This is a genomic window from Oceanisphaera avium (assembly GCF_002157875.1).
Lineage (GTDB): Bacteria > Pseudomonadota > Gammaproteobacteria > Enterobacterales > Aeromonadaceae > Oceanimonas > Oceanimonas avium.
This window is the reverse complement of the sequence record NZ_CP021376.1, coordinates 862330-886612: the sequence shown is the minus strand read 5'-3', so window position 1 is coordinate 886612 and position 24283 is coordinate 862330. Positions and strand designations below refer to the sequence as shown.

The window sequence follows — 24283 nt, the reverse complement described above, 5'->3', positions numbered from 1 at the left end:
CTATTAAAAATAAGCCTACAGTTTGCTAGGCTCACTGCTCTTGTTGGCCAAAGGTGATATCCTCTGCCCCTTATTATTTTCTTTAACTAAAGTGCTTTCGTTACCACTATGATTGAACGCCGATATTATTTAGCAGGTCGCCCGTGAAAACACCTAAACGCCTACAGCCTCTTGTAGAAGAGGGGCTTATTGACGAAGTGCTTAGCCGTTTAATGAGCGGTAAAGAAGCGGATGTATTTGTGGTTCGTTGTGGTGAGCAAGTTCGCTGTGCCAAAGTGTATAAAGATGCTATTAAGCGCAGCTTTAAAAAGGCGGCCCAATATCAAGAGGGGCGTCAAGTACGCAGTGGTCGTGAAGCCAGAGCCATGGCTAAGCGCTCTAAATTTGGCCGTGAGCAAGAAGAAAAAATTTGGCAAAACGCCGAAGTAGATGCGCTATCTCGCTTAGCCATGGCCGGAGTGCGAGTGCCAGAGACCTTTGGCTGTGTCGATGGTGTGTTACTGATGGAGCTGGTTACCGATGATGAAGGTGATGTCGCTCCGCGCTTAGACGATGTCACTATGTCACAAGAGCAAGCGATTGAAGATCATCAGTTAATGATGCACTACATCAAGTTAATGCTCTGTGAGGGATTGATCCATGGCGACTTGTCTGAATTTAATGTGTTAGTTGATGATAATGGCCCAGTGATCATCGATCTACCACAAGCTGTTAATGCCGCTGCTAATAACAGTGCTAAAGCGATGTTTTTACGAGATGTTAATAATATGCGCCGCTATTACGGCACTTTCGCCCCTTCATTGTTACACACTCAATATGCCAAAGAGATGTGGAGTCTGTATGAAGAGGGGAATTTAACTCCTCATACTGAGCTAAGCGGCCAATTTGCAGATGTTGGCGAAAACGCTAATGTCGATGCGGTACTTGAAGAAATAAATGCGGCGATGGAAGAAGAGTTTGCGCGCCGCGATCGCCTTCGCGATGCCAATCAAGACGATTAAGCGAATAAACATATCTTTGTTATTTTAAGAAGCCAGTTTTAATGATTAAAAAAATTTTAATGCTAGCGCTCAGCCTAGGGCTACTGAGCGCATGTAATGAGCCCGAAACTGTAGTTACGGTCGATATTGATCAGCAACAGTTATGTGAAGTTAGCCATTGGCAAAAAGATGCCAGCGCCTTGGTCTGTAAAGCGGGCCAAAAAATATTATATCTACCTAGCAGCGTTGAGAATGAGCAGTTGCCGGTGTTATTTGCTGCGGTTAATTGCGATCACCGCTTTAGTATTGCATTGACTAAAGCAGGGGTCGCTTGCATATACACGCCGCTTAGCATGAGCAAAGCCGAAGCGCGCGACGCTATCGGTAAAGATGAAATTATAAAATAAGCCTGCTCTCACTTCTCAGACTTAGTCTTCTTTTTTGACGGCTTGCTAGCGCTTAGCTTATTAACTGATCAATATCATAATTGCTAAGCCGATATGAAGTCGGCATATAGTTGCTAGGCTTGGCTCACGCCTTGAAGGAGTCAGGCTAGTGCGCAAAATAAGTAGCTGCTAGGCTTAAAGCACCTCTGCCACTTTGTCTTTGGGGATAGTTATCCTCTCCCGATTATGGGCGCACTTGTTTAAAGGAATAATACATGGCCAATCATCCCCCTGACGATAAACAGCCCACAGTCTCAAGCTCTGCTGAGCCTAGTACTCCTGCCTCGCGCTCGCCCTTTGAGCGTAGTCGCTTTGGCGGCTCACAACGCAAACCAAACCGCGCCAGTGATGACGCGCCCGTATCTCGTAGTGACTTAAGTAAGGGCTTAGCAGAGCTGGTTGAACAACCTAAAGCACAGGTAAATTGGGCTATTTTATTGATCTCTTCCAGTATTATTTTGGCTTTTTCATTGTGGACCATGTTGATGCCAGAAGGCGCTCGCGTGGCGATGAAGATTATGGTGGATTGGATAGGGGCTAACTTAGGTTGGTATTATGTGCTCACCATGGCATTGATTATTGGCTTTGTGGTGTGGGTAGCTCTGTCAAAAGAGGGCGGAGTGCGCCTTGGCCCCGATCATTCCCGTCCTCAATATAAGTTAGGGACCTGGGTGGCCATGCTGTTTGCCGCTGGGGTGGGCATCGATCTCTTGTTTTTCTCTGTGACCGGACCTGTGGTTAATTATTTACAGCCCCCCACCGGAGAAGGAGCCAGTGCCGGCGCATTGCAAGATGCGGTGGTGTGGACCATGTTTCACTATGGCATTGCCGGCTGGTCTGTTTATGCCTTACTTGGCATGGCGATGGGTTATTTTGCCTACCGCTGGGATATGCCGCTGTCTATTCGCGCCGCACTGTATCCATTATTAGGTAAGCGTGCCCGTGGCCCCTTGGGCGATGGTATTAGCATAGTGGCTTTAGTGGGCACCGTCTTTGGCGTGGCCACCACCATGGGCATAGGGGTGGTGTTACTTAATGTGGGATTTGCTCGCATATTTGGCCTAGAACAAGGCTTAATTCTACAAATTGCCTTGGTGGGGGGAGCCGTAGTTTTAACCATAGTCGCTACTACCTCTGGCGTTGATAGAGGTATTCGCTGGATTTCTGAGCTCAATTTATGGAGCGCGGTCGCTATGATGATCTATATCTTAGTGGCAGGGCAAACCGCTTTTTTACTGGGCGCGTTAGTAGAAAACATTGGGCAGTTTTTAGTGACTTTGCCCTCAAGAATGTTGCGTACCTTAGTCTATGAGCCAAACAGTAGCCAATGGATGAGTGGCTGGACACTGTTCTTTTGGGCATTTTGGTTGGCGTGGGGGCCGTTTGTGGGGGTGTTTTTAGCACGTATTTCCCGCGGGCGCACCTTACGCGAGTTTGTTATTGCTGCTATTACAGTTCCCGTATTATGCGACTTTATCATCGTCTCTTTTTTTGGAAACTCTGCCTTATTTGAAGTACTGGCTGGGAATAATGAGTTTGCCCAATTAGCCGCCACTAATCCCGAACAAGGCTGGTATGCGCTGCTTGACACCTTTCCCGGTGCTATGGTCTTGATCTGTTTGGCTACTTTTTCCGGATTATTATTTTATCTCACCAGTGCGAATTCTGGCGCCATGGTGATGTCTAATTTTTCTGCCACTATTCCTAACCCTGCAGAGGATGGACCTAAGTGGCTGCGTATTTTTTGGGCATTACTCACCGCCATGCTCACGATAGCCATGTTATTAGCAGGTGGTGTGGTTACCATGGAATATGCCACGCTTATTTTTGCGCTACCCGTGACTATTATTGCTTATTTAGTGATGGCCTCTTTTCATAAAGCACTGCGTATGGAGCGCGCCGAGCGTGAAGGATTGGTGCTGCGCCGCGCTTCTCAAGCGCCCAGTGGCGGGCATTTACCGGCTCGTTCTTGGAAACAACGTCTTGCCCAAATGCTGGCTTATCCTACCTTGCGAGAAGTCTCTCAGTTTCTAGAGCGCACGGTACGCCCCGCCCTCGATGATATTGCCGTGGAGTTTCGCCGTGAAGGTTATGAGGTAGAGCGAGCAAATGTTGCCAACGCCACCGGCATTGAGGGGCCGTTAATTCGTGTTACCCTTGATGAGCTAAGAGCGTTTCATTATCAGGTGTCGATTGTGGAAACCCCAGTTCCTACCTTTAGTGGTAAAATGTCGATAGATACTGATGTTTACTATCGCCTTGAAGTTTTTACGCAAACAGGCTCAGGGGGTTATGACCTAATGGGGCTCACTAAGCAGCAAGTCATTGATGATGTATTAGAACGTTATGAAGCTCATTTAGCATTTTTAGCTTTATCTGCCCAAACCGATACGCCCTCGGTCCTCACGCCACCTGTTGCGAGTAGTGACTAGCTTAAAAAGCGGGTTTTAATAATATGGGCATGCCAGCGATGGCGCGGCACTTGAGAGAGAGGAATGGCCTCGCTGGTAACTGCCATATTTACCTCCAACATCGCTTGGGCTGAACCGGTGAGTAAGGGATGCCACTTGGCTAGCGGCTTTCCTTGTGACAGGCGCCGATAAGCGCAGCTTTCTGGTAGCCAATTAAACCTTGTCACGTTCTCAGGAGTTAATGCATGGCAGTGGGACACTCTACTTAAACGGTGTTCATAATCTTGACAGCGCCGCTGGCTGACATCTAATAAATCACAGCTAATATTAAAGACCCGTACTTTTGTGTCATCTACCTGTCGCACCAAACAACATTTTGCACAGCCATCGCACAATGCTTCCCATTCCTTGGCATTTAACTCTGCTAGACTAAAGCGCTCCCAAAACCGTGTACGCAACTTTTTTTCTCCTACTTAATTAAGCGGTTGCTTACTATTAGGCGACAATCAATGCAGTTAGTCCAATATTGGCTACTTTTTATGTGTTTTAACGCACCTAACGGGGTGTCTTGCTCATTAAGCAAGTGACTTGTTGAATGTTGTTTGTTAGTGCAAAGTAGGGCTAGCAGGTTTTTTAAAATGCTTTAGTGTTATTCGCCGCTACGCTCCACTGGCGCCTTAGCGCCCTTTATTGTTATCTATTAGGAAGCTCACCATGAAACTGCGTTATTTACTCTTGCTCAGTACCATGTTGGTATTGCTGGGTTGCGAGCACGCCACTAGCCCAGATGATCAAGTCGCCAGTGTGATTGCTGAGTTTAGTGAGCAAGCAGATATTAAATATCACCAAGCGCGCGTGGATTTAAATGAGGATGGCATTGACGATGTCGTCGTGCTGTTGCAAGGCGCTAAGTGGTGTGGCTCAGGAGGTTGTACCTTTTTAGTGCTAGAAGGACGTGCGGCTAATGATAATCCGCGATTTCCTGTTTATAAAATACTCTCCCAAAGTACCGTTACCCAAGCGCCTATTCGTGTGAGCGAGGTGGAAAATCAAGGCTTTAAAAATTTGATTGTCCATAGTGATGGCCAAGAAAAATTATTAGAATTTGATGGTGAGCGCTATCCTCCTAATCCTTCTTTGGAAAAAAATGCCACCCCTGATGAACAAGAGCAAGCGGTGACATTAATCCCTTCGCTTTAAGCGCTCTTATCTATTGCTGTTGGACTAACGCAGTGCCTACGCCGTGGCGCTTAGACTCACTGACTGCAGTCACTGTGCCATCTTGGTTAAAAATAATGCCATTAGCTGCGCCAATTTGCTCGGTTTCTACAAAGGTATGGCCGTTAGCGGCCAGTGCTTTAGCTTGCTCACCGTCAGTAAAATCAGACCGTTTTTCTACTAAGGTGGTATCGCCATTGCGCTGACTCATTCGCGGCGCATTCACCGCCTCGCTGAATGACATTCCTAAGTCGATATGATTTACCATGGTTTGCAGCACAGTGGTAATAATAGTGGATCCGCCCGGAGAGCCGATAGTGAAGGCAGGTTGTTGATCTTTTAGGACGATAGTGGGGCTCATGCTGGAGCGTGGCCGCTTAAAGGCTTCGGCCACATTAGGATGGGGGGAGCTAAAGTCAAAGTCAGTAAGCTCGTTATTGAGTAAAAAGCCGCGCCCAGGGACGACTATGCCACTGCCTCCCCAATCTTCGATAGTAAAGGTATACGCCACCACATTGCCTTCGCGATCGGACACCGCTAAGTGAGTCGTGTGCAATGATTCTTGGCCCAAGGGGTGTGAGGGACGCAGTGGCCAAGAAGGGTCTTGTTGGTAACGAAATGGGTCGCCCGCCGAGCTTTGTTGCAGTGCGCTACCTGTCATCAGCTGAGCTCGGGCTTTGGCATATTCTTTAGACAGTAGGCCTTGAACCGGGATATCGGTGTACTCAGGATCCGCCACATAGGCGTTGCGATCTGCAAAAGCTAAATTCGACGCTTGTAAGTAAAGATGCTCTACCTGCGCTCTTTCCATATTGGCTAAGTCAAACGTTTCCAGCATATTTAGCGCTTGGGCGATAGCAATACCCCCGCTAGAAGGGGCGGGCATGCCATATACATCATAGCCACGATAGGTGGAGTGTATGGGTTGGCGTAGCCGAACTTCATAATTTTTAAGATCAGTGTGACTCATGTCGCCCGCTAAAACTGTGATGCCTTTTTTCACTGGCGGTGTATTAACTGCGGCGACTATATCATCTGCAAGCTCACCCTCGTAAAAGGCGCGCGCGCCCCGATCCGCCAATAATTGATAGGTATTAGCTAAGTCAGGATTACTAAAATGGCTGCCTATCTGATGCGCCTTACCGTTAGTTAAATACAGTTGGCTGGCACTTTCAAACTTTGCAAATTTAGCTTCGTTAATTTGATTAATACGGTGAAAGTTTTCATTAATATTAAAGCCTTGGGTTGCCACTTGAATTGCAGGCTCAAGCAGTTGGGCAAGGCTGAGCGTGCCATAGCGCTCTAGGGCTGTTTGCCAGCCTAATACTGTGCCTGGCACCCCTACGGCAATGCCATTGGGCACGGCGTCTGGCCACGGGAGTGCGTGATTATCTTCTAAAAATAGGCGCGGTGTAACGCTGGCTGGGGCAGTTTCTCGATGGTCGATGCTAATCACTTGTTGATCACGGGCGGAGTAGATCAACATAAAGCCGCCCCCGCCAATGCCACAACTAAATGGCTCAGTTACCCCCAAGGTGGCCGCTGCCGCGATGGCTGCATCAATGGCATTGCCGCCTTTATCTAAAATTTGCAGCGCCGCTTGGCTGGCCGGCTCAGAAATAGTGGCAACGGCGCCGCCATGGCCCGTACTAACGGGCGGGGCAGCCTGTAGCGCAAAGCTGGTTAACCAAATGCTGATTGTGAGTGCAGGAGTTAAATAAATATTCATGATCTGTCCCTGATAGCTATATTGAGTCCTTAAGCAGTGTAAGCTGCTAGCCAATAAAGGGGTAATTCTCGGTCAAAATTGTGGCAAAGCTCCCGCCGTGGTTATCAATAATGACGTGCTCAAGCCTTTTAAAAAGAAGCTCGACTAAAAGCGATTAAATTAGAAGGCGCTAAACTTAGTGTTTTCAAGCCATACCGGTGTAACCTAAACTGACTAAGTCGCAGTTAGCAAAATGTAATGGGTAAATAAGTGAAGGATAAGCATGCACATTAATAGTGATTTTACCAAAAGAGTGGTTATTTACCCTGAACAATATCAATTTGTTGACTCCCCTTGGCCGGAGTGAGTCGCATGATGCTAGATAGAGTGGGAGAGGAGGTGGCACGAGCCACCAGCATAGTGCGCTATGCCCCAAATGCCGGTTATAGCAGTCATACTCATGATGGCGGCGAAGAAATACTGGTGTTAGAGGGGGTTTTTTCTGATGAGCACGGTGACTATCCTGCTGGTAGTTATTTGCGAAACCCACCTGGCAGTCGTCATCAGCCTTATACTCTTTCGGGATGTACCTTATTGGTTAAGTTGTGGCAATTTAGTGACACCGATCGCTTGCAAGTTAACATAGAGACTCAAACTAGCTTGTGGCAGCCTGGAGCAGTAACCGGCTTATCGGTGATGCCTTTGCATGAACATAATGGCGTAAACACTGCTTTAGTCCGCTGGGCGCCTTACACTCAATTTAGTGCTCATACTCATGTCGGCGGAGAAGAAATTTTAGTATTAGAAGGGGTGTTTCATGATGAATTTGGCTCCTATCCCGCCGACTCTTGGATAAGAAGTCCTTGCTATAGCCGCCATGCGCCTTTTACTGAACAGGAGGGGGCGCTTATTTACGTAAAAGTTGGGCACCTAGAAGCTCATTTAATGGGAGATCCATTAAACCCCGCTCATCGCCTATAAAAATACCACTAGCTTTAACAGTAAGCTTGCCTTTGCAGTGGCGGCTAATTAAAGGAGTACGTTAATGCCCAATTCATTACTTAGCATGCTAAATATTGAATATCCTATTATTCAAGCTCCCATGGCGGGGACCGCCACTGTCGCTTTAGCCGCTGCCGTGTCCAATGCGGGTGGTTTGGGCTCTATTGGCTTGGGAGCGAGCACGGTTGAGCAAGCAAGCGAGCACATTCGCGCACTAAAGCGTGCGACTTCTAAGCCCTTTAATGTCAATGTGTTTTGCCATGCAGCACCGGTGCAAGATGTTGCCACAGAACAAGGTTGGCTAGACGCTTTAACTCCTTATTTTGAAGAATTTTCTGCAGAGCCGCCGCTGCGTCTTTTTCAAGCTCATCCAAGCTTTAATGATAATCCTCATCTGCTAGCGCTGCTATTAGCAGAGCGCCCGGCTGTGGTAAGTTTTCACTTTGGACTTCCCAGTGCCGAGGCAATAACCGCTCTTAAAGGCGCGGGTATAAAGCTGTTAGGGTGCGCAACGAGAGTAGGAGAGGCACGCGCCATTATGGCTGCGGGGCTAGATGGTATTATTGCCCAAGGTATAGAAGCAGGCGGTCATCGCGGTGTATTTAAGCCAGAAGAAGATATAGAGCTGGGTTTATTTGGCTTATTGCAACTTTTAACCCGCCAATGCTCGCTGCCCATTATTGCAGCGGGAGGCATTATGAATGGGCAAGGTATCGCTCAGGTGTTAAAGATGGGCGCCAGTGGTGCCCAGCTTGGTACCGCCTTTATTCTTTGTCCAGAGTCTGATGCCAGCCAAGCATATCGTAGTCAGTTAAGCAGTGCTAAGGCGTTTCATACGGGGATTACGCGCTGCCTTTCAGGGCGCCCTGCACGAGGTTTGATTAACCGAGCACATCAAGAATTAGCAAAACTTGCAATCCCTGTGGCCGCTTACCCTCAAGCTTACAGCGTAGGAAAAGCACTGCATTTAGCGGCTAGTCAACAAGGATGCTTTGATTTTGCGCCCTTTTGGGCAGGACAAGGCGCGCCCTTAGCCCGCGCCTTGCCAGCGGCTGAGCTAATGCAGCAGTTAATTACAGAGCTTGAAGAGAAGAGGCGCTGATAACAGAAGCAAAGTGGCGCTAGAGCAGCACTCAAATAAGTAGATGGCTTAATAATTAAACCACCTACTTAAGACTGCATAGCTTAGTGTATGTTGTTAGTCAGCCGTCGTATTTAAAATGTGCGTGCCCGCTTGGCCGGCTAATAACGCAAGCGCTTGGGATAAGCGACCAATGGCACTAAAGCCACCAGACTCAGCAAAATTACAGGCGGCAGTAATTTTGGGGCCCATGGAGCCGGCAGGCAAGTTAAGGGCATGACTTTCAGCGACAGTTAACGTACTTAATGGCTCGGCCTCGGGTGTGCCAAACCCCTGATAGACGGCTTCAACATCCGTTAATAGCAGCAAGGCATCGGCGCCTAATTGCTTGGCTAAGAATGCGCTGGATAAATCTTTATCAATGACGGCTTCTATCCCTTGCAGGCGATTATCTTCTCCTCGAATAACAGGAATACCCCCACCGCCGTTACAAATTACCACTACATTTTTTTCTACTAGCATTTGAATCACCCTTAAGTCGGGTATATCCAAAGGAGTAGGGGAAGCCACCACACGGCGCCACTTGTCACCATCTTTTGCAATATCCCAGCCTGCGATAGCGGCCCGTGCTTTGGCTTCTGCTTCGCTATATACAGGACCTATAAATTTAGTGGGAGTTAAAAAAGCAGGATCTTTCGCATCCACTACTACTTGAGTTAACAAAGAGGCAATAGGGCGGTTGTTGTTAAGGGCATTTTCTAGCTCTTGCTCTACTAAATAACCAATCATACCCGCGGTTTGTGCGCCTAATACATCCAGTGGATAGCTTTCAGCCGCGTTATACGCCTCGGCTTGCAACGATAACAGCCCTACTTGAGGCCCGTTGCCATGGGTGATCACTAGCTGATGACCGGCTTTTACAATTTGCGCGAGTGCCTTGGCGGCTACTTTTACATTTTCACGCTGAATATCGGCGGTGAGAGGCTCACCGCGTTGTAATAAGGCATTACCACCTAAAGCTGCTACAACTAACATAATTTATATCTTAAGTTTGTCTCTATCGTAGATACAATAAAGTAGGACTGTTGCTTATGAAAACACGGGCCAAAGCCTGCGCCCAAAGCGCTCAATACTGAATATTTGCGCAGTACAAGTGAATTTCAGGAGTGGAAAAGACGTAATCACTGATGCTCACTTTACTGTTGCCGCGCATTTTACTCATTTGGCATAATAAAAACACCATTAAAGTCGGCTTAGCAGCTAGTGACCTTACAAACTGATGTTTTAAGAAATTATTTTTATCAACAATTTGAAATGATTAGTGTTTTATTAAAAAACCAGTCACTTTATAAAAATAGCCAGCTTGGCGCGGCCCCCGTTGCCTTAGCAGGCAGGGTTCGCTAAAGAGCTAAGAGATAAAAAAGAGCAACAGCGATAAGCAAGATAAGAAAGGTGAACAGAAGATAATAAGCCGCCAGCAATGACGACGGCTTAAAGAGGCTAGCTTAGTAACACCCACACATGACTATAACCTCCTAGAGGCGGACGCTCACGCACCAGCGGCGAGTTAGGGGCTAAGCGAATATCTTTACAAGCTTTTAATAATGCTTGAGTGGTGATCCTTAGTTGCCAAGTGGCCAGCAATCGGCCTGGACAAACATGTTTACCCGCACCATATACTAAATTATGGGGCGCATGCGCGCTTGGCTTAAATTGATCCACACCAAATACAGACTCGTCCCGATTGGCAGATGTCCAATTAAGGTAAACTCGGCTGTGAGGAGCAATGGTGTGCTCTCCCACAGTGACGGGACAAGTTGTGATGCGTCTATTACTCACAAAGGGATTATCGAGGCGAATGATTTCATCAAGCGTTTGCTCAACATCTTGATTATCAGCATGTGCTAATCGTTGCGCATGTTCGGGGTGCTGGGCTAGGAAAGCCATGATCACGCCGACACACAGTGCGATTGAGCCTAAATCGCCGCCAGTCCAATTTCGCAAAATAGATACCAGCTCTTCTTCGCTGAGTAAGCGGCCATCGATGCGCTCTCGACATAAGCGACTGGTAATATCGTCGGCGTTATATAAAGGACTGCCGGGTGCTGCCTCGCGCCGAGGACGCACAATAGAGCGAATAATATCATCGAAGTCATCGGCGACTTGTCGCAGCAATATCGGGTCTTGCTGCTGGGCTGCGTTATTATTATTTTTAACCCACTGTAATAGCGCGGGCTCTAAACTAGCGGGCCAGCCCAGCCATGCACTTTGTGCTCGCACTGCAAACACTGCTCCTATTTCACTTACCGCCTCTATCGGAGTATCCATAGGCAGGCTTACCATTAATTCTTGGGCGATGCGCTCGAAGTCCGCGACAAACGGTGTAATAGCCTCTGCGGTTAAATAGCGCTCAATAAGCGTTCGAAACTGGGTATGCTCAGCGCCATCAAGTCCATTAGGCACTTGGAGAAAACGAGAGACTTGGCTAGAAAAACGTTTGTCGTCTTTTGCTGCCGCCAATACATCGGCGTGATGTAATAAGACCCAATCGTTAGCGTCATTTTTAATGAGGCGCTGCTGTGCGCGTTGGCGATCCGTTTGGCTTCGCACATCGGGGCAGCCAGATAACTCAGAAGTCGGTTGGTGAGCAGTCATAATAGATCCTTACAGGTCGCATATATGTGCTGTGCCTAAGAGGAAGCGCAGAGTAAATGCGAAGTTGCGTGGCGTAACTAGAGTAACGGCTCTGTCTTGCACGAGCAAGGAGCGCGATTTTTACCACAAAAGACTGAATGATTATTTAGCATAAACCACTGCATAATAGCGCATTAGCTATGCGTTTTTATTGATGAAAGACAAAGACTCTTGGTCTAACGAGGGGGGTGAGTGCTTTTTTTGCTGGTTTATTCTCCACATTTTGCTGGAGTCACGTGGTGGAGATAAATCTGTAATTTAAAAGACACCTTAGGTTAAGTTTTTCAGCAGCTTGCCGATAGTAAAGCAGATATGGCCATTCACATAGCCAACATCATCAATGTCTTAACAATTTCGCTTTATCTGATGCTTGGATCATAGCGAGTGTTAATGCATAACAAGGCACTTTGTTGTTGCCCTGAACACTTATCGGCCGGTGGAGAAGCCATGCAAAAATTTAAGTTACGTACCGTTCTTATTGCGTTTGTCACTCTAACACTCATGTTACTGACCTTAGTGTCGACACTCATCAATATTAACCAATTCTCAAATTTGTATTACAAACAAACTGAGCAAGAGTTTTTGCCCACCAGCGTGGGGCAAGTGGCCGAGAAAGTACGTGCTGAGCTGATGCCGGCTGTTATTTTATCTAAAGACATGGCGCACAATCCATTATTACTGGATTGGATGAGAGACGGTGAAGATGCCAGTGAGCAAGACGCTCAAGTGCGTCGCTACTTTAAACAACAACAAGTTAATGCTAACGCCTCCACTTTATTTTGGGTGTCTGGGCAAACGAATACTAACTATCGTAACGGTGAAGTCTTTAAGCGTATTTCTCCCAACGATCCCCTAGATGGCTGGTTTTACAGTTTTCTAGAGAGTGGCGTGGATCAAGTACTACAAATCGATCCCGATGAACAATCTGGAAAATTAATGCTGTTTGTAAATACTTTAGTCACTCTTGATGGTAAGCCTATGGGAGTGGCAGGCTTAGGCTATGACGTTTCCTCTGTAGTAGAGATAGTGTCTAACTACAAGCTAGGAAAAAATGGCTATTTGTACTTAGTGGATCAAGACGGACAGGTGATTGTTCATCCTGATATCAATGTCACACGTAAAAAGGTCTCCGAGCTTGACACGCTAGCGCCTGCTAATCGCTTGCTAAAGCAACACCAAGGCGGTTTTAGCTTTGATCGCGATACGGTTGACGATAAGAGCGTTTATATTGCAGCCCAAGATATTCGCGATACCGGTTTAACTCTGATCGCGGTACTCCCCACAGCAGAAACGAGTAGTGCAATTAATAAAGTGATTTCCTCGTCGGTATGGGTGAGTGTGTTATTAACGCTGCTCTTTATTGGACTCACTGTGTTATTTGCAAACTCCTTAAGTAAGTCTATTCGCCGTGTTGGTGATGATTTATTGAGTATGTCTGGTCAGGGCGGAGATTTAACTACGCGCCTAGATGAGCGCCATGATAATGAATTAGGTCACTTGGCCAAGGGCTTTAATGCCATTATTGGTAAAATTCGCGAGTTAGTGGCAGAAATTCAGCAAACTGAAACCGCGATGAAAACCAGTATTGAGCAATTAGCACAGCTTGCTAATGACACCTTTGCTTCTACTGATTTACAGCGCGGGCAAACGGATCAGGTGGCGACCGCCATTACTGAGATGGGTCAGACCATCACCGAAGTCTCGGGCATTGCCCATCGTAATGCTAATGATACCGAGTCGGCAGTAGCAGATACCAATAATACCAACGACAACATGGCGCTAACCTCGCGTACCATGCAAGAGCTTAACGGGGTGATGGCAGATATTGAGCACACCATTACCGACTTTGCCCATCAAGCAGCAGCCATTAACTCCGTCGTTGAAGTCATTAACGATATCTCTGAGCAAACTAACTTATTAGCGCTTAATGCGGCGATTGAAGCGGCGCGTGCCGGTGAGCAAGGTCGTGGCTTTGCGGTGGTCGCCGATGAAGTGCGAAGCCTTGCCCAGCGAACTCAAGCCTCAACGCTTGAAATTCGTGAGCAAATTAACCAACTACAACACACCGCCCAACAATCGACGAAAGCCATTCAGCAAGGCACTATCAGTAGTCAGCAAGTGGCAGATAATACCGAGCAATCGGCAGCGGCACTGTTGAGTATTCAACAAAAATTTGAAGCGATAAGCTCAGGCAACCACCAAGTAGCGGCAGCGACTGAAGAACAAGGTGCCGTGGCCGAGCACATTAATGAGTCGGCGTACTTGATATCGGACAGTGCGGCGAGCATTTACCAAAATGCCGAGCAACAACTGCTGGCGATTCAGGAGCTACAACAGCGCGCTCAACACTTACGAGGCTTAGTCGCGCAATTTAAAGTGTAGTTATCGCCATTAAGCAAAGGTAAAAGGGAGTAAGTTAATAGCATGTCAATCACGTCTCTTATACTTGCTCCCTTATTTTATATTAAAAATAAGTATCAATGATTGAGTACGCTTTATTAAAATCATGATCTAGCGCGTAGTGAAGTTGATATTTTTCTATATGATAAGCAGCGCTAAGAATTAAGGGGTCAGCCACATAATAGATTCATTTCAATGTGAATATAAGATGAATATTAAAGTGAGCGTTTTTTCATTGTTTTTATAAAACAACCAATAGCCATCTCATACGCAGCAGGCTCGGAGCATCTATGAGAAATTTACAGTTAAGAACGGTATTAATTGCCTTTGTGACGCTTGCGCTAGTGCTATTAACGCTGGTTTCAACCTTTATCAGTGTGAAGCAGTTTTCTAGTTTGTATTATGGTCAAACCGAGCAAGAGTACTTACCCAGCAGCGTAGGTTTAGTGTCTGAGCAAGTGCGTGCCGAGTTAATGCCCGCTATTATTTTATCGCAAGACATGGCCAGTAACGGTTTAATCCACCAATGGATGAAAGAGGGGGAGAGCGACAGTGAACAACATGCGCCGGTGATGGATTACTTTAAAAACCAGCGTCAAAACACCGGGGCTTCTACTTTGTTTTGGGTATCAGGATGGAGTAATACCTATTATACGGATGCTGGTGCTTTTAAAACCATTACGACTTCTGACCCGCATGACGCTTGGTATTATGGTTTTCTAAAAAGCGGTGAGCAACAAGCACTCTCTATTGATCCTGATGAAAGAGACGGTCGATTAACGTTATTTGTTAATACCCGAGTGTCTATTGATGGCCAAGCCGTGGGCGCGGCCGGTCTGGGGTATGATGTTTCTGCCGTTGCGCGTCTAGTTGGCGATTATAAGCTCGGTGAGCAGGGTTATTTATTTTTAGTAGATTCAAATGGCGTATTAGCTGTGCATCCTGACTTGTCGCTGGTCGGTAAACACGTTAAAGAATTAAGTAATTATAGCGATGTTAATTCTTTATTAGCACAGCATAAGCCCGGCTTTTCGCTAGGGCAGGGTCAGTTACAAAATGAAGATGTGTATATTGCTATTCAAGATGTGCGTGATACCGACTTAACCTTAGTGGCGGTATTGCCAACTAAAGAAATTAGTGGCGCTATTAATCATGTTATTTCTACTTCCGTTTGGGTGAGTGTATTACTAACGCTATTGTTTATCGGCTTAACGGTACTCTTTGCTAACTCTCTTAGTAAGTTGATTCGCCGCGTCGGTGATGATTTATTAAGTATGTCGGGCCATGGCGGGGATTTAACTACCCGCTTAGATGACAGCGGCAATAATGAATTAGGCCATTTAGCAAAAGGCTTTAATGCCATTATTGGTAAAATTCGCGAGTTAGTGGCGGAAATCCAACAAACAGAAACTGCCATGAAAGCGGGGATTGAACAGTTAGCACAATTAGCCAACGAGACCTTTGTCTCCACCGAACAGCAGCGCGGCCAAACCGATCAAGTGGCGACCGCCATTACTGAGATGGGCCAAACTATTACTGAAGTCTCAGGCATTGCCCATCGTAACGCCAATGATACCGAGTCGGCAGTAGCCGATACCAATAATACCAATGACAATATGGCACTGACCTCAAGAACCATGCAAGAGCTTAACGGCGTGATGGCGGATATTGAAAAAACTATTACCGACTTTGCAAGTCAAGCGGCGGCGATTAATTCCGTGGTCGAAGTGATTAATGATATTTCAGAACAAACTAACTTGCTTGCGCTTAATGCGGCGATTGAAGCGGCGCGTGCCGGTGAGCAAGGTCGTGGCTTTGCGGTAGTGGCCGATGAAGTACGCAGTCTTGCCCAGCGTACTCAAGCCTCAACGCTTGAAATTCGCGAGCAAATTAGTCAATTGCAGCAAACGGCTCAGCAATCCACTCATGCGATTCACCAAGGCACTGTGAGTAGTCAGCAAGTGGCGAGTAACACCGAGCAGTCAGCAGCAGCGCTAATGAATATTCAGCAAAAGTTTGAAGCCATTAGCTCAGGCAATCAGCAAGTAGCGGCAGCCACCGAAGAACAAGGTGCGGTAGCGGAGCACATTAATGAGTCGGCCCATGCTATTTCAGACAGTGCTGCTAGTATTTATCAAAATGCGCAGCAGCAATTGGAAGCGATACAGTTATTGCAAGGGCGTGCCGACCAACTGCGCGCTTTAGTCACGCAATTTAAGGTGTAATCTCTTACTTTAACCCGTCAATAATATTCTAGAGTGAGCTAATTTAAGAGCCTTTATACGCTCTTTAATTGGCTCACTTTTTTTTGCTAACAAAATATGCCTCTTAAAAGTAGCGCTAAGCTTGCGCTGACACATTAATCAAAGAGAGGCGAGTGTGTTAATATAAACGCTTGTCGGTTTTCTACCGACTTTGTCCAGTGATATTAGGAGTCGAGCTTGTTTAGCGAATTTGTTCTGGGTGATGGCGTTGATTTTAATTCTGATCTTAATGTGCCTTTTGTGCCCTCTGATGAAGTTATCGTTGAGAGTATGCTCGATTTGGCTGGCGTAACTGGGCAAGATTTGCTCTATGACTTAGGCTCAGGTGATGGTCGCATTTTAGTTTCGGCAGCTATGGGGCGAGAAACCCGCGGCGTGGGCATTGATATGGACCCACTGCGTTTAGATGAGGCACGCGAGTTTGCCGCTTCCATGAGTATGGATCATCTGGTTGAATTTATTGAAGATGACTTCTTTAATGCCGATATCAGTCAAGCGACCGTCGTGACCTTATATTTGTTACAAAGTATTAATTTATTACTCAGACCCAGATTGTTAACTGAGCTCAAACCCGGTACCCGTATCGTATCTAATTCTTTTGATATGGGAGAGTGGGAGCCAGATGATCGCAGCTACGCTGCAGGCTCTCATATTTATAAATGGGTGGTGCCGGGCAATGTGGCAGGTGTGTGGCAATGGAAAACCAAAGAACAGCACCATTATAAAGTGCTACTAAGCCAAAAATTTCAACGTCTTAACGCTAAGGCATGGCTAAATGATCAGTCTATTGAAGTGATCGCCACCGACTTATGTGGCCACCGCTTAATGTTGACGCTAGATGGGGATGATAGCCATGAGCCCCGTATCTTTCATTGGCGTTTAGTGGGAGAAGAGTTGCACGCGCGCGCCGGTGAAATTGGATATGCTAAAGCCACGCTTATTTAATCACTCCTCCCCTTTAAGTAGCGCCGCTTGCCGGCGTTTTTGCTTTACCCAAGGTCACAAAAGCCACGCCAACGCCAATTAATAAGGCTCCAAGTAATAAGCCCTCAGGCGGGGCTTCCCCTTGCAACAGCACAGCAACGGGTACACCGACTAGGGCGCCGACCGCCCCGAGTAAGCTTAATAATACCGGGCCTCCGGTCTTTTGCAGAATAAACAATAATAAAAACTGACCCGCAAATACCACTGACTGCAAAGCAATTAATACTAAAGGCCCCGTTTTTTGCCGAGGTAGGCTTAGTGGTAATTCGCTTAATAGCCCCAATAATAACAGCATTAATGCGGCCACCATTAGCATGCCAGGCGCTAGCGCATCGGCAGATACCCCAGGTGGCCAGCGCAGCGTGCGGTAAATATTGCCTATAGCCAAAAGCACAGGGCCTAATAGGGCGACTAAAATCCAAAAACTATCGGCACTAGAGGCATTGAGCTTATTCACCGCTAATACCGCCGCACCCGCTAGCGCGGCTACCACTCCGAGTGCGCGCAGCATATTAAAGCGCTCCATCCCGAGCGCTAGCGCGCCGACATAGGTTAACAAAGGAGGCAAGGAAATAATAAGTGCTACAAATCCGGCTCCCACATGGGGCACAGCCGAAAAGAAAATAAAGTTTGAGCCAGCCACTCCTACTAGTGCCGCCACCGTATAATATTCTAGCGTGCGCTTATTAACGGGAGGGAGTACACCACGAATGGTCGCCAACACGAATAAAATACCGGTAGCGCCGACAATAGCCCAAGTTAAAAAAGCCAATGGCTGAAGCGTCATTTCCCCTGCCAGCTTGGCTAAGTTGGTCGATAATCCTAGTAAGGCGCCGCCTAAAAATAAGCACAATAAGGGCACCAGCCAAGCGTGATGTGTGGAGGAAGGCTGAGTTGCAGCTGTCATAATTGCCTTATGCAGGTAAGTTAATTACTAAGATAAATGGGTAACGTTACGCTACTTTAACAGCTAATTAACGCAAGCGGATCAATAAAAATAACTCTCTGTCGCAAATTGACGTACGTTTATTGGGGGCAGGCTTTATCAATTAAGAGATCGGCAAAGACCAAATGCTCTCTTGTGATCACTTCTCCTACTTTGACAAGTAAAGGATACTTAAACATAGGGCCATCGAACACAAAAGTATGATATTCACCGTTTTCACCACTGGGGTCTACCTCGTTAGGCAAGGCGCTTAGCAGAGCGGGTGTTAGCTCTAAGCCCGCAACATGGGGTGCTATTTTTTGACTATCTAGGCAAGTGATCAAGGCGCGCACGCCTGCATTCACCATGTCATAAGGAATTAAATGCGTATTGAGTCCCCATAGCGGAAATATCGCCTCCATCCCCAGCTTTTTCAGTTGTTGCTCTCTAAAGTCTCGTACATCTTTTAGCAACATATCGCCAAACGCCATGGCTGTGACGCCGCGCTTTTTTGCCTGTTCCAAAAAGCTCGCCATAATTTGGTTATATTGCTCGTTGCTACAAGGGTTAGGTAAGCTAATGATCGCTAAGGGTAAGTCTACGCTTTGTGCTTGTAGCTTTAGCAGTTCTTGGCGCACGCCATGCATGCTTACCCGATGAAACTCTTCATTGACTGTGGTAAATAAACCGACTACCTCAAACGCGGGGTTTTGCAATAAACAATACAATGCCCACGCACTGTCCTTGCCGCTACTCCACGACATTAAAATTTTTTTTCTCATTATTTCTTCCTTTTGTTACTGGTCTGTCCAGTGAAATTCGTATTGGCAGGCACTATTTAAAGAGTTTATTGAGACCAATATGTTTTTAAAGTGTTAGTTTGCTGATTTGCTATGTTATCAACTTGTTTTTACCGCTACATATGGTTAACAAGCCTAAGTTTGACTAGGATAAGAAAGCAGCGTTCGAGAACCTCGCAATGGGCTTCTTGATTTTCTCACAATAATTATCATACTCAAAAAACGTAATATGCATCCCATATAAATCAATAGGATCCATTATGACGCCGACAATAGCACTGTTGCTTATCATCACTTTTTTGCTGTCTACCGTGGGTTTACTGCTATTGATTTGGTCAATCGCCACCAATCAATTTAGTCAAAGCCAAGCGGCAGCACGGACCATTTTTACACCAGGAGAAGAAGGACACATAGAAGACCCTGCACGAGAGGAGGTTTCGTCTTTTCAAGGCGAAAACAAAGTGCAACACGAAGCAGTGACCGCTCGTTGGATTGCGGATCACTCCTCAAAATCTGCGGTACTCACTTGGCTAAGCTCAGCCATTGTCTGGTTACTTATCGGCTCAATGTATGGAATTTTTTCTTCCATCAAAATGCATTATCCCGAGTTTTTAGCCGATAGCCAGTGGTGGACATTTGGCCGGATCCGACCCATGCACCTTAACGCCGTTACTTATGGCTGGGCGTCGATGGCGGGAATTGGGGTGGTATTATTTTTAATTCCCAGACTATTTAAAACCTCATTACGCGGTGCTAAATATGCCATTGCAGGGGCTGTTATTTGGAATATCGGCATGCTGCTCGGCCTAGGCGCTATCAATATGGGCTTATCCGATGGCCAAGAATGGTTGGAGTTTCCCTGGCAAATAGACATCTTGTTTGTCTTTGGCGGCGGCTTATGTGCCGTGCCTTTGTTGGTCACCTGCGCTAAGCGTAAAGTTCAGCATTTGTATGTGTCTAGCTGGTATTTTCTTGCGGCTTTAGTGTGGTTTCCCTTCTTGTTTTTTATCGCTAATGCGCCTTATTTATTTCCAGGTGCGACGGGAGCCACGGTTAACTGGTGGTTTGCGCATAACGTATTAGGGTTATGGGTTACCCCACTAGGGATTGGTACGGCTTATTATTTGATCCCTAAAATCTTAGGTCGTCCGATTATTTCTTATAAGTTGTCTTTAATCGGTTTTTGGTCACTGGCGTTGTTTTATAGCCAAGTAGGTATTCACCATATTATTGGTGGCCCCATTCCCACTTGGTTGGTGACCTTGTCGATTGTGCACAGTGTTATGATGTCGGTCCCAGTCATTACCGTGGCCATTAACCACCACGGCACTATGTGGGGACATTTCTCACGACTCAAAGACTCACCTACCTTACGTTTTGTATGGATTGGTGCGCTTATGTACACGGTATCGTCTTTGCAAGGCTCCATGGAAGCGCTGCGTAGTATTAACGTTATTACCCACTTTACGCATTACACCGTGGGTCATGCTCACCTAGGGATGTATGCTTTCTTAAGCTTTATCTTATTTGGTGCTGTGTATTTCATTATGCCGCGTTTAACTGATTGGGAGTGGCCATGGCGACGCATGATCAGCTTGCATTTTTGGTTAGTGGCGATCGGTATTTTGATTTATTTCGTGTCACTGACAACAGCAGGTTGGTTACAAGGCTTAGCGCTGCTTGATGCGAAGACGCCGTTCTTAGAAATAGTGCAAATGACGATTCCGTATCTTCAAGCTCGTACTCTAGGGGGTAGCTTAATGGTGTTAGGGCATATTGTTTTTGCCGTGCATTTTGTGGCGATGCTTAAACACAGTGGACGCGCTAAAAATGAGCCGACTTTATTTCGCGTAAATGCCCAGGAGGTCTCATCATGAAACGTGCTCTCGCAATAATGGTAGGTGCGGCTTTTATTTTGCTGCTTGCCATGATGACCTTAGTGGTGCTGCCCTACATTGAGATGTCGACTGAGCAAGTGCCACCAGACTTAAAGCCCTATACAGAGCAAGAGCTGGTAGGTCGCCAGTCTTATATCGCAAATGGCTGTTTATACTGCCACAGTCAGCAGCCTCGCGATCCCAGCTTTGCGCCAGGAGACAGAGACAGAGGCTGGGGGCGCCCAGGTGTACCGGGTGATTACACTTACGATCGCCCACATTTATTGGGCACCATGCGCACCGGACCGGATTTGTTTAATATCGGCGCGCGCCAGCCCAGTGAAGATTGGCATATGATCCACTTATATAATCCGCAAGCCGTGATGAAGGGCAGTATTATGCCTCCGTATCGCTTTTTATTTCGCCATGTTGATAAAGCAGGCCCTAACGATAGAGTGGTAAATATTCCCCCTCCTTATGGTCCTGAGTCAGGTGAAATTGTGGCAACAGAAGAAGCGAAAGCCCTTGTTGCTTACTTATTATCACTAGATCATACCTATCCGGCTCCGACATTACCGCAGTCAGAGCCTAAGCCAGATGCAGATAAGGAGTAGATGATGAGTCAAGATGAACATCGCGCGCAACGCCGCGAAGCTCCCGAACCGGAAGAAGGCGCTCGCGGAGTCCCTAAGCTAGTCATTGTATGGATCGTGTGTTTAATCGTCTGGGGGGTGGGCTATTATGCATGGCAAATAGGCAAACCTATGTTAGGTGGGGATAGTCGTAGTGTGCCTGTGGTAGCAGAAACTGGCGCAGATGCGGGAGGTGGGCCGGATGGGGGCGCTATTTATAGTGCGAACTGTAGCGCCTGCCACCAAGCCACCGGTATGGGTATTCCTGGGGCCTTTCCACCCTTAGCGGGTAGTGAATGGCTATTGGCAGACCCAGCGATTGCTGTCTCCATTGTTCATGATGGCCTACAAGGTGCCATTGAGGTAGCGGGCACCAGTTATGCCGGTGTGATGCCCAACTTTAGTGCGACCTTATCTAATGAAGAGATTGCCGCTGTACTCAGTCATGTTAGAAGCGAGTGGGGAAATGATGGCAGTGCGGTAGAGCCTGCCTTAGTTGACGAGCACGTGGAGCGTTTTGGAGAGCGCGGTCCTTGGTCTGAAGAGGAGCTAGTAGAAACCTTTGGCAAACCATAATGCAATGGCTTTGAGCGCGTCGCCTCTATTAGAGGGGGAAGAGTTATCCTCTCTCGAACCCGCACACAGTGTGGTATTAATGGTAGAGGGAATGCGTTGTGCAAGCTGCGCTATTGCAGTAGAGGCACGCTTAAAAAGGCAAGCCAATGTTAGCGATGCGGCGGTGAATTTTGCCGCCGATATCGCCATGATCAGCTGGCAAGATAAAAAGCCAGATATTAATCAACTTAAGCGCGCAGTAGCGCGCTTAGGTTACCAACTCCATACTTCTATTGATCCTAAACGCAGTGCCGAGCAAGCACTCAAGATGCGCAAGCAATTGCAATTACGCTTAGCCGTCGCTGTGGTATTTGGCATGTGGAGCATGATGCCTGCCATCTTGCTTTATCTTGCACCCTTTGGGACAGTAGAACCTGAATTTATGTGGCCGCTAGCACTTGCTAGCGGCCTTTTTGCATTTCCGGTCTTGGTCTATTCTGCCAGTCATTTTTATCGAGTGGGTTGGCGCACCTTTATAGCCGGCTCGCCTGGGCTAGATAGTTTAATTACGCTAGCGGTGTGGGCTGCGGTTATTATCTCTTGTTGGCGGTTATACCAAGGTTCGGCGCATGTTTATTTTGATGCAGCAGTGATGCTTATCACTTTTCAGTTGGTGGCACGCCTCTTAGATACCAGTGTTCGGCGCCGGGCCTCTGAGGTGGTACGTCGTTATTTGCAAGATATGCCAGCGCGGGTGCAAGTGCTTGACGAGCACGGCAATGAGAGCACGCTGGCTATAGAAGAAGTGACCTTAGGGCAGAGGATCCGTTTGAATAGTGCGCAGCAATTAGCACTCGATGGCGTGGTAGAAACAGGGAGTGGACAGGCGGATCTTTCTTTATTAACCGGCGAACATGAACCTCAAATGCTTAATGAGGGTGACGAATTACTTGCGGGCTGTACTTTGATTGAAGGCTGCGTAACGTTAATTGTGACCGCTACGCAAGGCGAGCGACGCATTGATCGACTATCGCAGTCTATTAGTCGAGTCTTAAGTAAAAAAACGGCGCTGCAACAATTAACAGACCGCATTGCCCGTTGGCTGATTCCCACTATCTTGATTGCTGGCGGATTGGCGATTGCCTTATCTCTCTTTCAAGGACTGAATATTACCCAAGCACTAGGACGTGCGGTCGCGGTATTAATTGTAAGCTGTCCTTGTGCGCTGAGCTTGGCGATCCCGCTAGTCATTACCATGGGCCATGCGCGCATGATCAATAACGGTATTATTTTAAGAGATCCCGCCGCCCTTGAGACAGCAGCAGATAGTAAAGTGGTGGTGTTTGATAAAACCGGCACCTTAACGACCGACACGCCAAGTGTAAGTCGTGTTATTCCAACATACAAATGGACTGAACCACGACTTTTACAACTTGCAGCCAGCATAATGCAAGACAGTGTGCACCCTGTCGCTAAAGGTCTTCACGCCTATTTCATTACCAATACTGCTAGCGCAGTACCTGCTTTAAATGACAGTGGCGAGCGTCAGAGTTTAGCTGGGCTAGGCACGCAATGGCACAGTGCTCAAGGCTTAGCGTTAGCCGGCAGAGCTACTTGGCTCGCGCAACAAGGCGTTGATATCCCCAAAGTGAGCGAGGGGGGGATGCAGCTGCATTTATCCCTAGCAGGAGAGTATGCAGGCTGTATCGAGTTTGAAGAAACGCTGCGCCCTGAAGCGGTGTCCGTGCTGCGTACCTTACAAGCCCGAGATTATGCTATCTATTTACTCAGTGGCGATACTGCACAAGCTTGTAGCGCTATTGCCTCTCGTCTTAATATTCCCTCCGCTCAAGTACTCGCGGAGCGTAGTCCAGAGCAAAAGCATCGTTTTATTGAAGCATTAGAGCGAAAAACAAAAGTATGCTTTGTAGGCGATGGACTTAATGATGGCTTAGCGCTTGCAGCGGCAGGCTTAGGAATTGCTGTGGGACAGGCTAATTCTGCCACAGGCTTAGCGGCGGCTATTTATTTGCCTAACGGCATCGAGCAAGTACCTACCAGTTTACGCTTGGCAAAACGAGCACGAAAATTAATGTATGAAAATTTGTTTTGGGCGCTAGCCTATAACGGCTGTGTGATCCCCATGGCTATTATTGGCTGGATCCATCCAGTGATTGCAGCGGTGGCTATGTCTTTAAGTAGTTTATGTGTATTGCTTAACAGTGCGCGTATGCAAGGTGAGACTCCTTATCGTGAGGAAACCTAACCTTAATTAGCGACTTACAAATAAATAGCCAGCAGACGCT

At 47.1% G+C, this 24283-nt stretch carries 19 protein-coding genes; 13 read left to right on the top strand and 6 right to left on the bottom strand.

All coding sequences use genetic code 11. The features are described from left to right. Positions 1-143 precede the first annotated feature (143 nt). The 3 genes from CBP12_RS03985 to betT all read left to right on the top strand — a co-directional run bounded on the left by CBP12_RS03985 (position 144) and on the right by betT (position 3858). Positions 144-1001: a PA4780 family RIO1-like protein kinase gene (locus tag CBP12_RS03985; RefSeq protein ID WP_086963177.1), complete on the top strand. Its 858-nt coding sequence runs from the start codon at positions 144-146 to the stop codon at positions 999-1001. A 41-nt stretch (positions 1002-1042) separates the two neighbouring features. Next, on the top strand, positions 1043-1387 hold the full coding sequence (locus CBP12_RS03980) for a hypothetical protein (RefSeq protein WP_086963174.1): 345 nt from the start codon (positions 1043-1045) through the stop codon (positions 1385-1387). A gap of 254 nt (positions 1388-1641) precedes the next feature. Then, the gene (betT, locus tag CBP12_RS03975; RefSeq protein ID WP_086963172.1) at positions 1642-3858 is read left to right on the top strand and encodes a choline BCCT transporter BetT; all 2217 of its coding nucleotides are present in this window, start codon (positions 1642-1644) and stop codon (positions 3856-3858) included. On the opposite strand, the gene CBP12_RS03970 is transcribed toward betT, so the two are convergent. Next, positions 3855-4295: a YkgJ family cysteine cluster protein gene (locus CBP12_RS03970; protein WP_086963170.1), complete on the bottom strand. Its 441-nt coding sequence runs from the start codon at positions 4293-4295 to the stop codon at positions 3855-3857. The two genes, betT and CBP12_RS03970, sit on opposite strands and share 4 nt — an antisense overlap. Positions 4296-4551: 256 nt before the next feature. Between CBP12_RS03970 and CBP12_RS03965 the strand changes: the two genes are divergently transcribed. Continuing rightward, positions 4552-5037 carry a hypothetical protein gene (locus CBP12_RS03965; RefSeq protein ID WP_086963167.1) on the top strand — a complete coding sequence of 162 codons (486 nt, stop codon included), beginning with the start codon at positions 4552-4554 and terminating at the stop codon, positions 5035-5037. A gap of 10 nt (positions 5038-5047) precedes the next feature. Here the strand turns inward: CBP12_RS03965 and ggt are convergent, their stop codons facing one another. Then, positions 5048-6784: a gamma-glutamyltransferase gene (gene ggt / locus CBP12_RS03960; RefSeq protein ID WP_086963165.1), complete on the bottom strand. Its 1737-nt coding sequence runs from the start codon at positions 6782-6784 to the stop codon at positions 5048-5050. A 351-nt stretch (positions 6785-7135) separates the two neighbouring features. On the opposite strand from ggt, the gene CBP12_RS03955 reads away from it, so the two are divergent. Together CBP12_RS03955 and CBP12_RS03950 are read left to right on the top strand one after the other, a co-directional pair. Next, entirely contained in the window at positions 7136-7744 is a 609-nt protein-coding gene (locus CBP12_RS03955) for a cupin domain-containing protein (RefSeq protein ID WP_232455143.1), read from the top strand. Positions 7745-7808: 64 nt separating this feature from the next. Then, positions 7809-8867, top strand: a complete 1059-nt coding sequence (locus CBP12_RS03950) for an NAD(P)H-dependent flavin oxidoreductase (RefSeq protein WP_086963163.1) — start codon at positions 7809-7811, stop codon at positions 8865-8867. Positions 8868-8963: 96 nt separating this feature from the next. Here CBP12_RS03950 and arcC read toward each other — a convergent pair whose 3' ends face one another. Next, a complete protein-coding gene (gene arcC, locus CBP12_RS03945) occupies positions 8964-9881 on the bottom strand; it encodes a carbamate kinase (protein WP_086963160.1) in 918 nt (305 codons plus the stop codon). A gap of 465 nt (positions 9882-10346) precedes the next feature. After that, the gene (locus CBP12_RS03940; RefSeq protein ID WP_086963158.1) at positions 10347-11501 is read right to left on the bottom strand and encodes a cytochrome P450; all 1155 of its coding nucleotides are present in this window, start codon (positions 11499-11501) and stop codon (positions 10347-10349) included. 486 nt (positions 11502-11987) lie between these two features. On the opposite strand from CBP12_RS03940, the gene CBP12_RS03935 reads away from it, so the two are divergent. The 3 genes from CBP12_RS03935 (at position 11988) to CBP12_RS03925 (ending at position 17149) form a co-directional block, all read left to right on the top strand. Next, positions 11988-13922, top strand: coding sequence for a methyl-accepting chemotaxis protein (locus CBP12_RS03935; protein WP_086963155.1), 1935 nt, complete (start codon positions 11988-11990; stop codon positions 13920-13922). Between the two features lie 308 nt (positions 13923-14230). After that, positions 14231-16165, top strand: a complete 1935-nt coding sequence (locus CBP12_RS03930) for a methyl-accepting chemotaxis protein (protein WP_086963152.1) — start codon at positions 14231-14233, stop codon at positions 16163-16165. Positions 16166-16381: 216 nt separating this feature from the next. Further along, complete coding sequence (locus tag CBP12_RS03925) at positions 16382-17149, top strand: methyltransferase domain-containing protein (protein ID WP_086963150.1); 768 nt, start codon at positions 16382-16384, stop codon at positions 17147-17149. A 13-nt stretch (positions 17150-17162) separates the two neighbouring features. Here the strand turns inward: CBP12_RS03925 and CBP12_RS03920 are convergent, their stop codons facing one another. Together CBP12_RS03920 and CBP12_RS03915 are read right to left on the bottom strand one after the other, a co-directional pair. Beyond that, the gene (locus CBP12_RS03920; RefSeq protein WP_086963147.1) at positions 17163-18095 is read right to left on the bottom strand and encodes a DMT family transporter; all 933 of its coding nucleotides are present in this window, start codon (positions 18093-18095) and stop codon (positions 17163-17165) included. Positions 18096-18214: 119 nt separating this feature from the next. Continuing rightward, positions 18215-18898 carry an adenine nucleotide alpha hydrolase gene (locus CBP12_RS03915; RefSeq protein ID WP_198341883.1) on the bottom strand — a complete coding sequence of 228 codons (684 nt, stop codon included), beginning with the start codon at positions 18896-18898 and terminating at the stop codon, positions 18215-18217. 275 nt (positions 18899-19173) lie between these two features. Here CBP12_RS03915 and CBP12_RS03910 point away from each other — a divergent pair, with 275 nt between their 5' ends. From CBP12_RS03910 to CBP12_RS03895, 4 genes are read left to right on the top strand one after another with little or no spacing between them, the layout of a single operon-like run. Continuing rightward, a complete protein-coding gene (locus CBP12_RS03910) occupies positions 19174-20790 on the top strand; it encodes a cbb3-type cytochrome c oxidase subunit I (protein ID WP_086963143.1) in 1617 nt (538 codons plus the stop codon). Then, positions 20787-21404: a cbb3-type cytochrome c oxidase subunit II gene (locus tag CBP12_RS03905; protein WP_086963141.1), complete on the top strand. Its 618-nt coding sequence runs from the start codon at positions 20787-20789 to the stop codon at positions 21402-21404. Before CBP12_RS03910 ends, CBP12_RS03905 begins: the two co-directional genes overlap by 4 nt. After that, positions 21405-21998 (top strand): c-type cytochrome, encoded by a 594-nt coding sequence (locus tag CBP12_RS03900; protein WP_198341854.1) that lies wholly within the window; start codon positions 21405-21407, stop codon positions 21996-21998. A gap of 10 nt (positions 21999-22008) precedes the next feature. Continuing rightward, the gene (locus CBP12_RS03895) at positions 22009-24243 is read left to right on the top strand and encodes a heavy metal translocating P-type ATPase (protein ID WP_198341853.1); all 2235 of its coding nucleotides are present in this window, start codon (positions 22009-22011) and stop codon (positions 24241-24243) included. Positions 24244-24283: the final 40 nt, after the last annotated feature.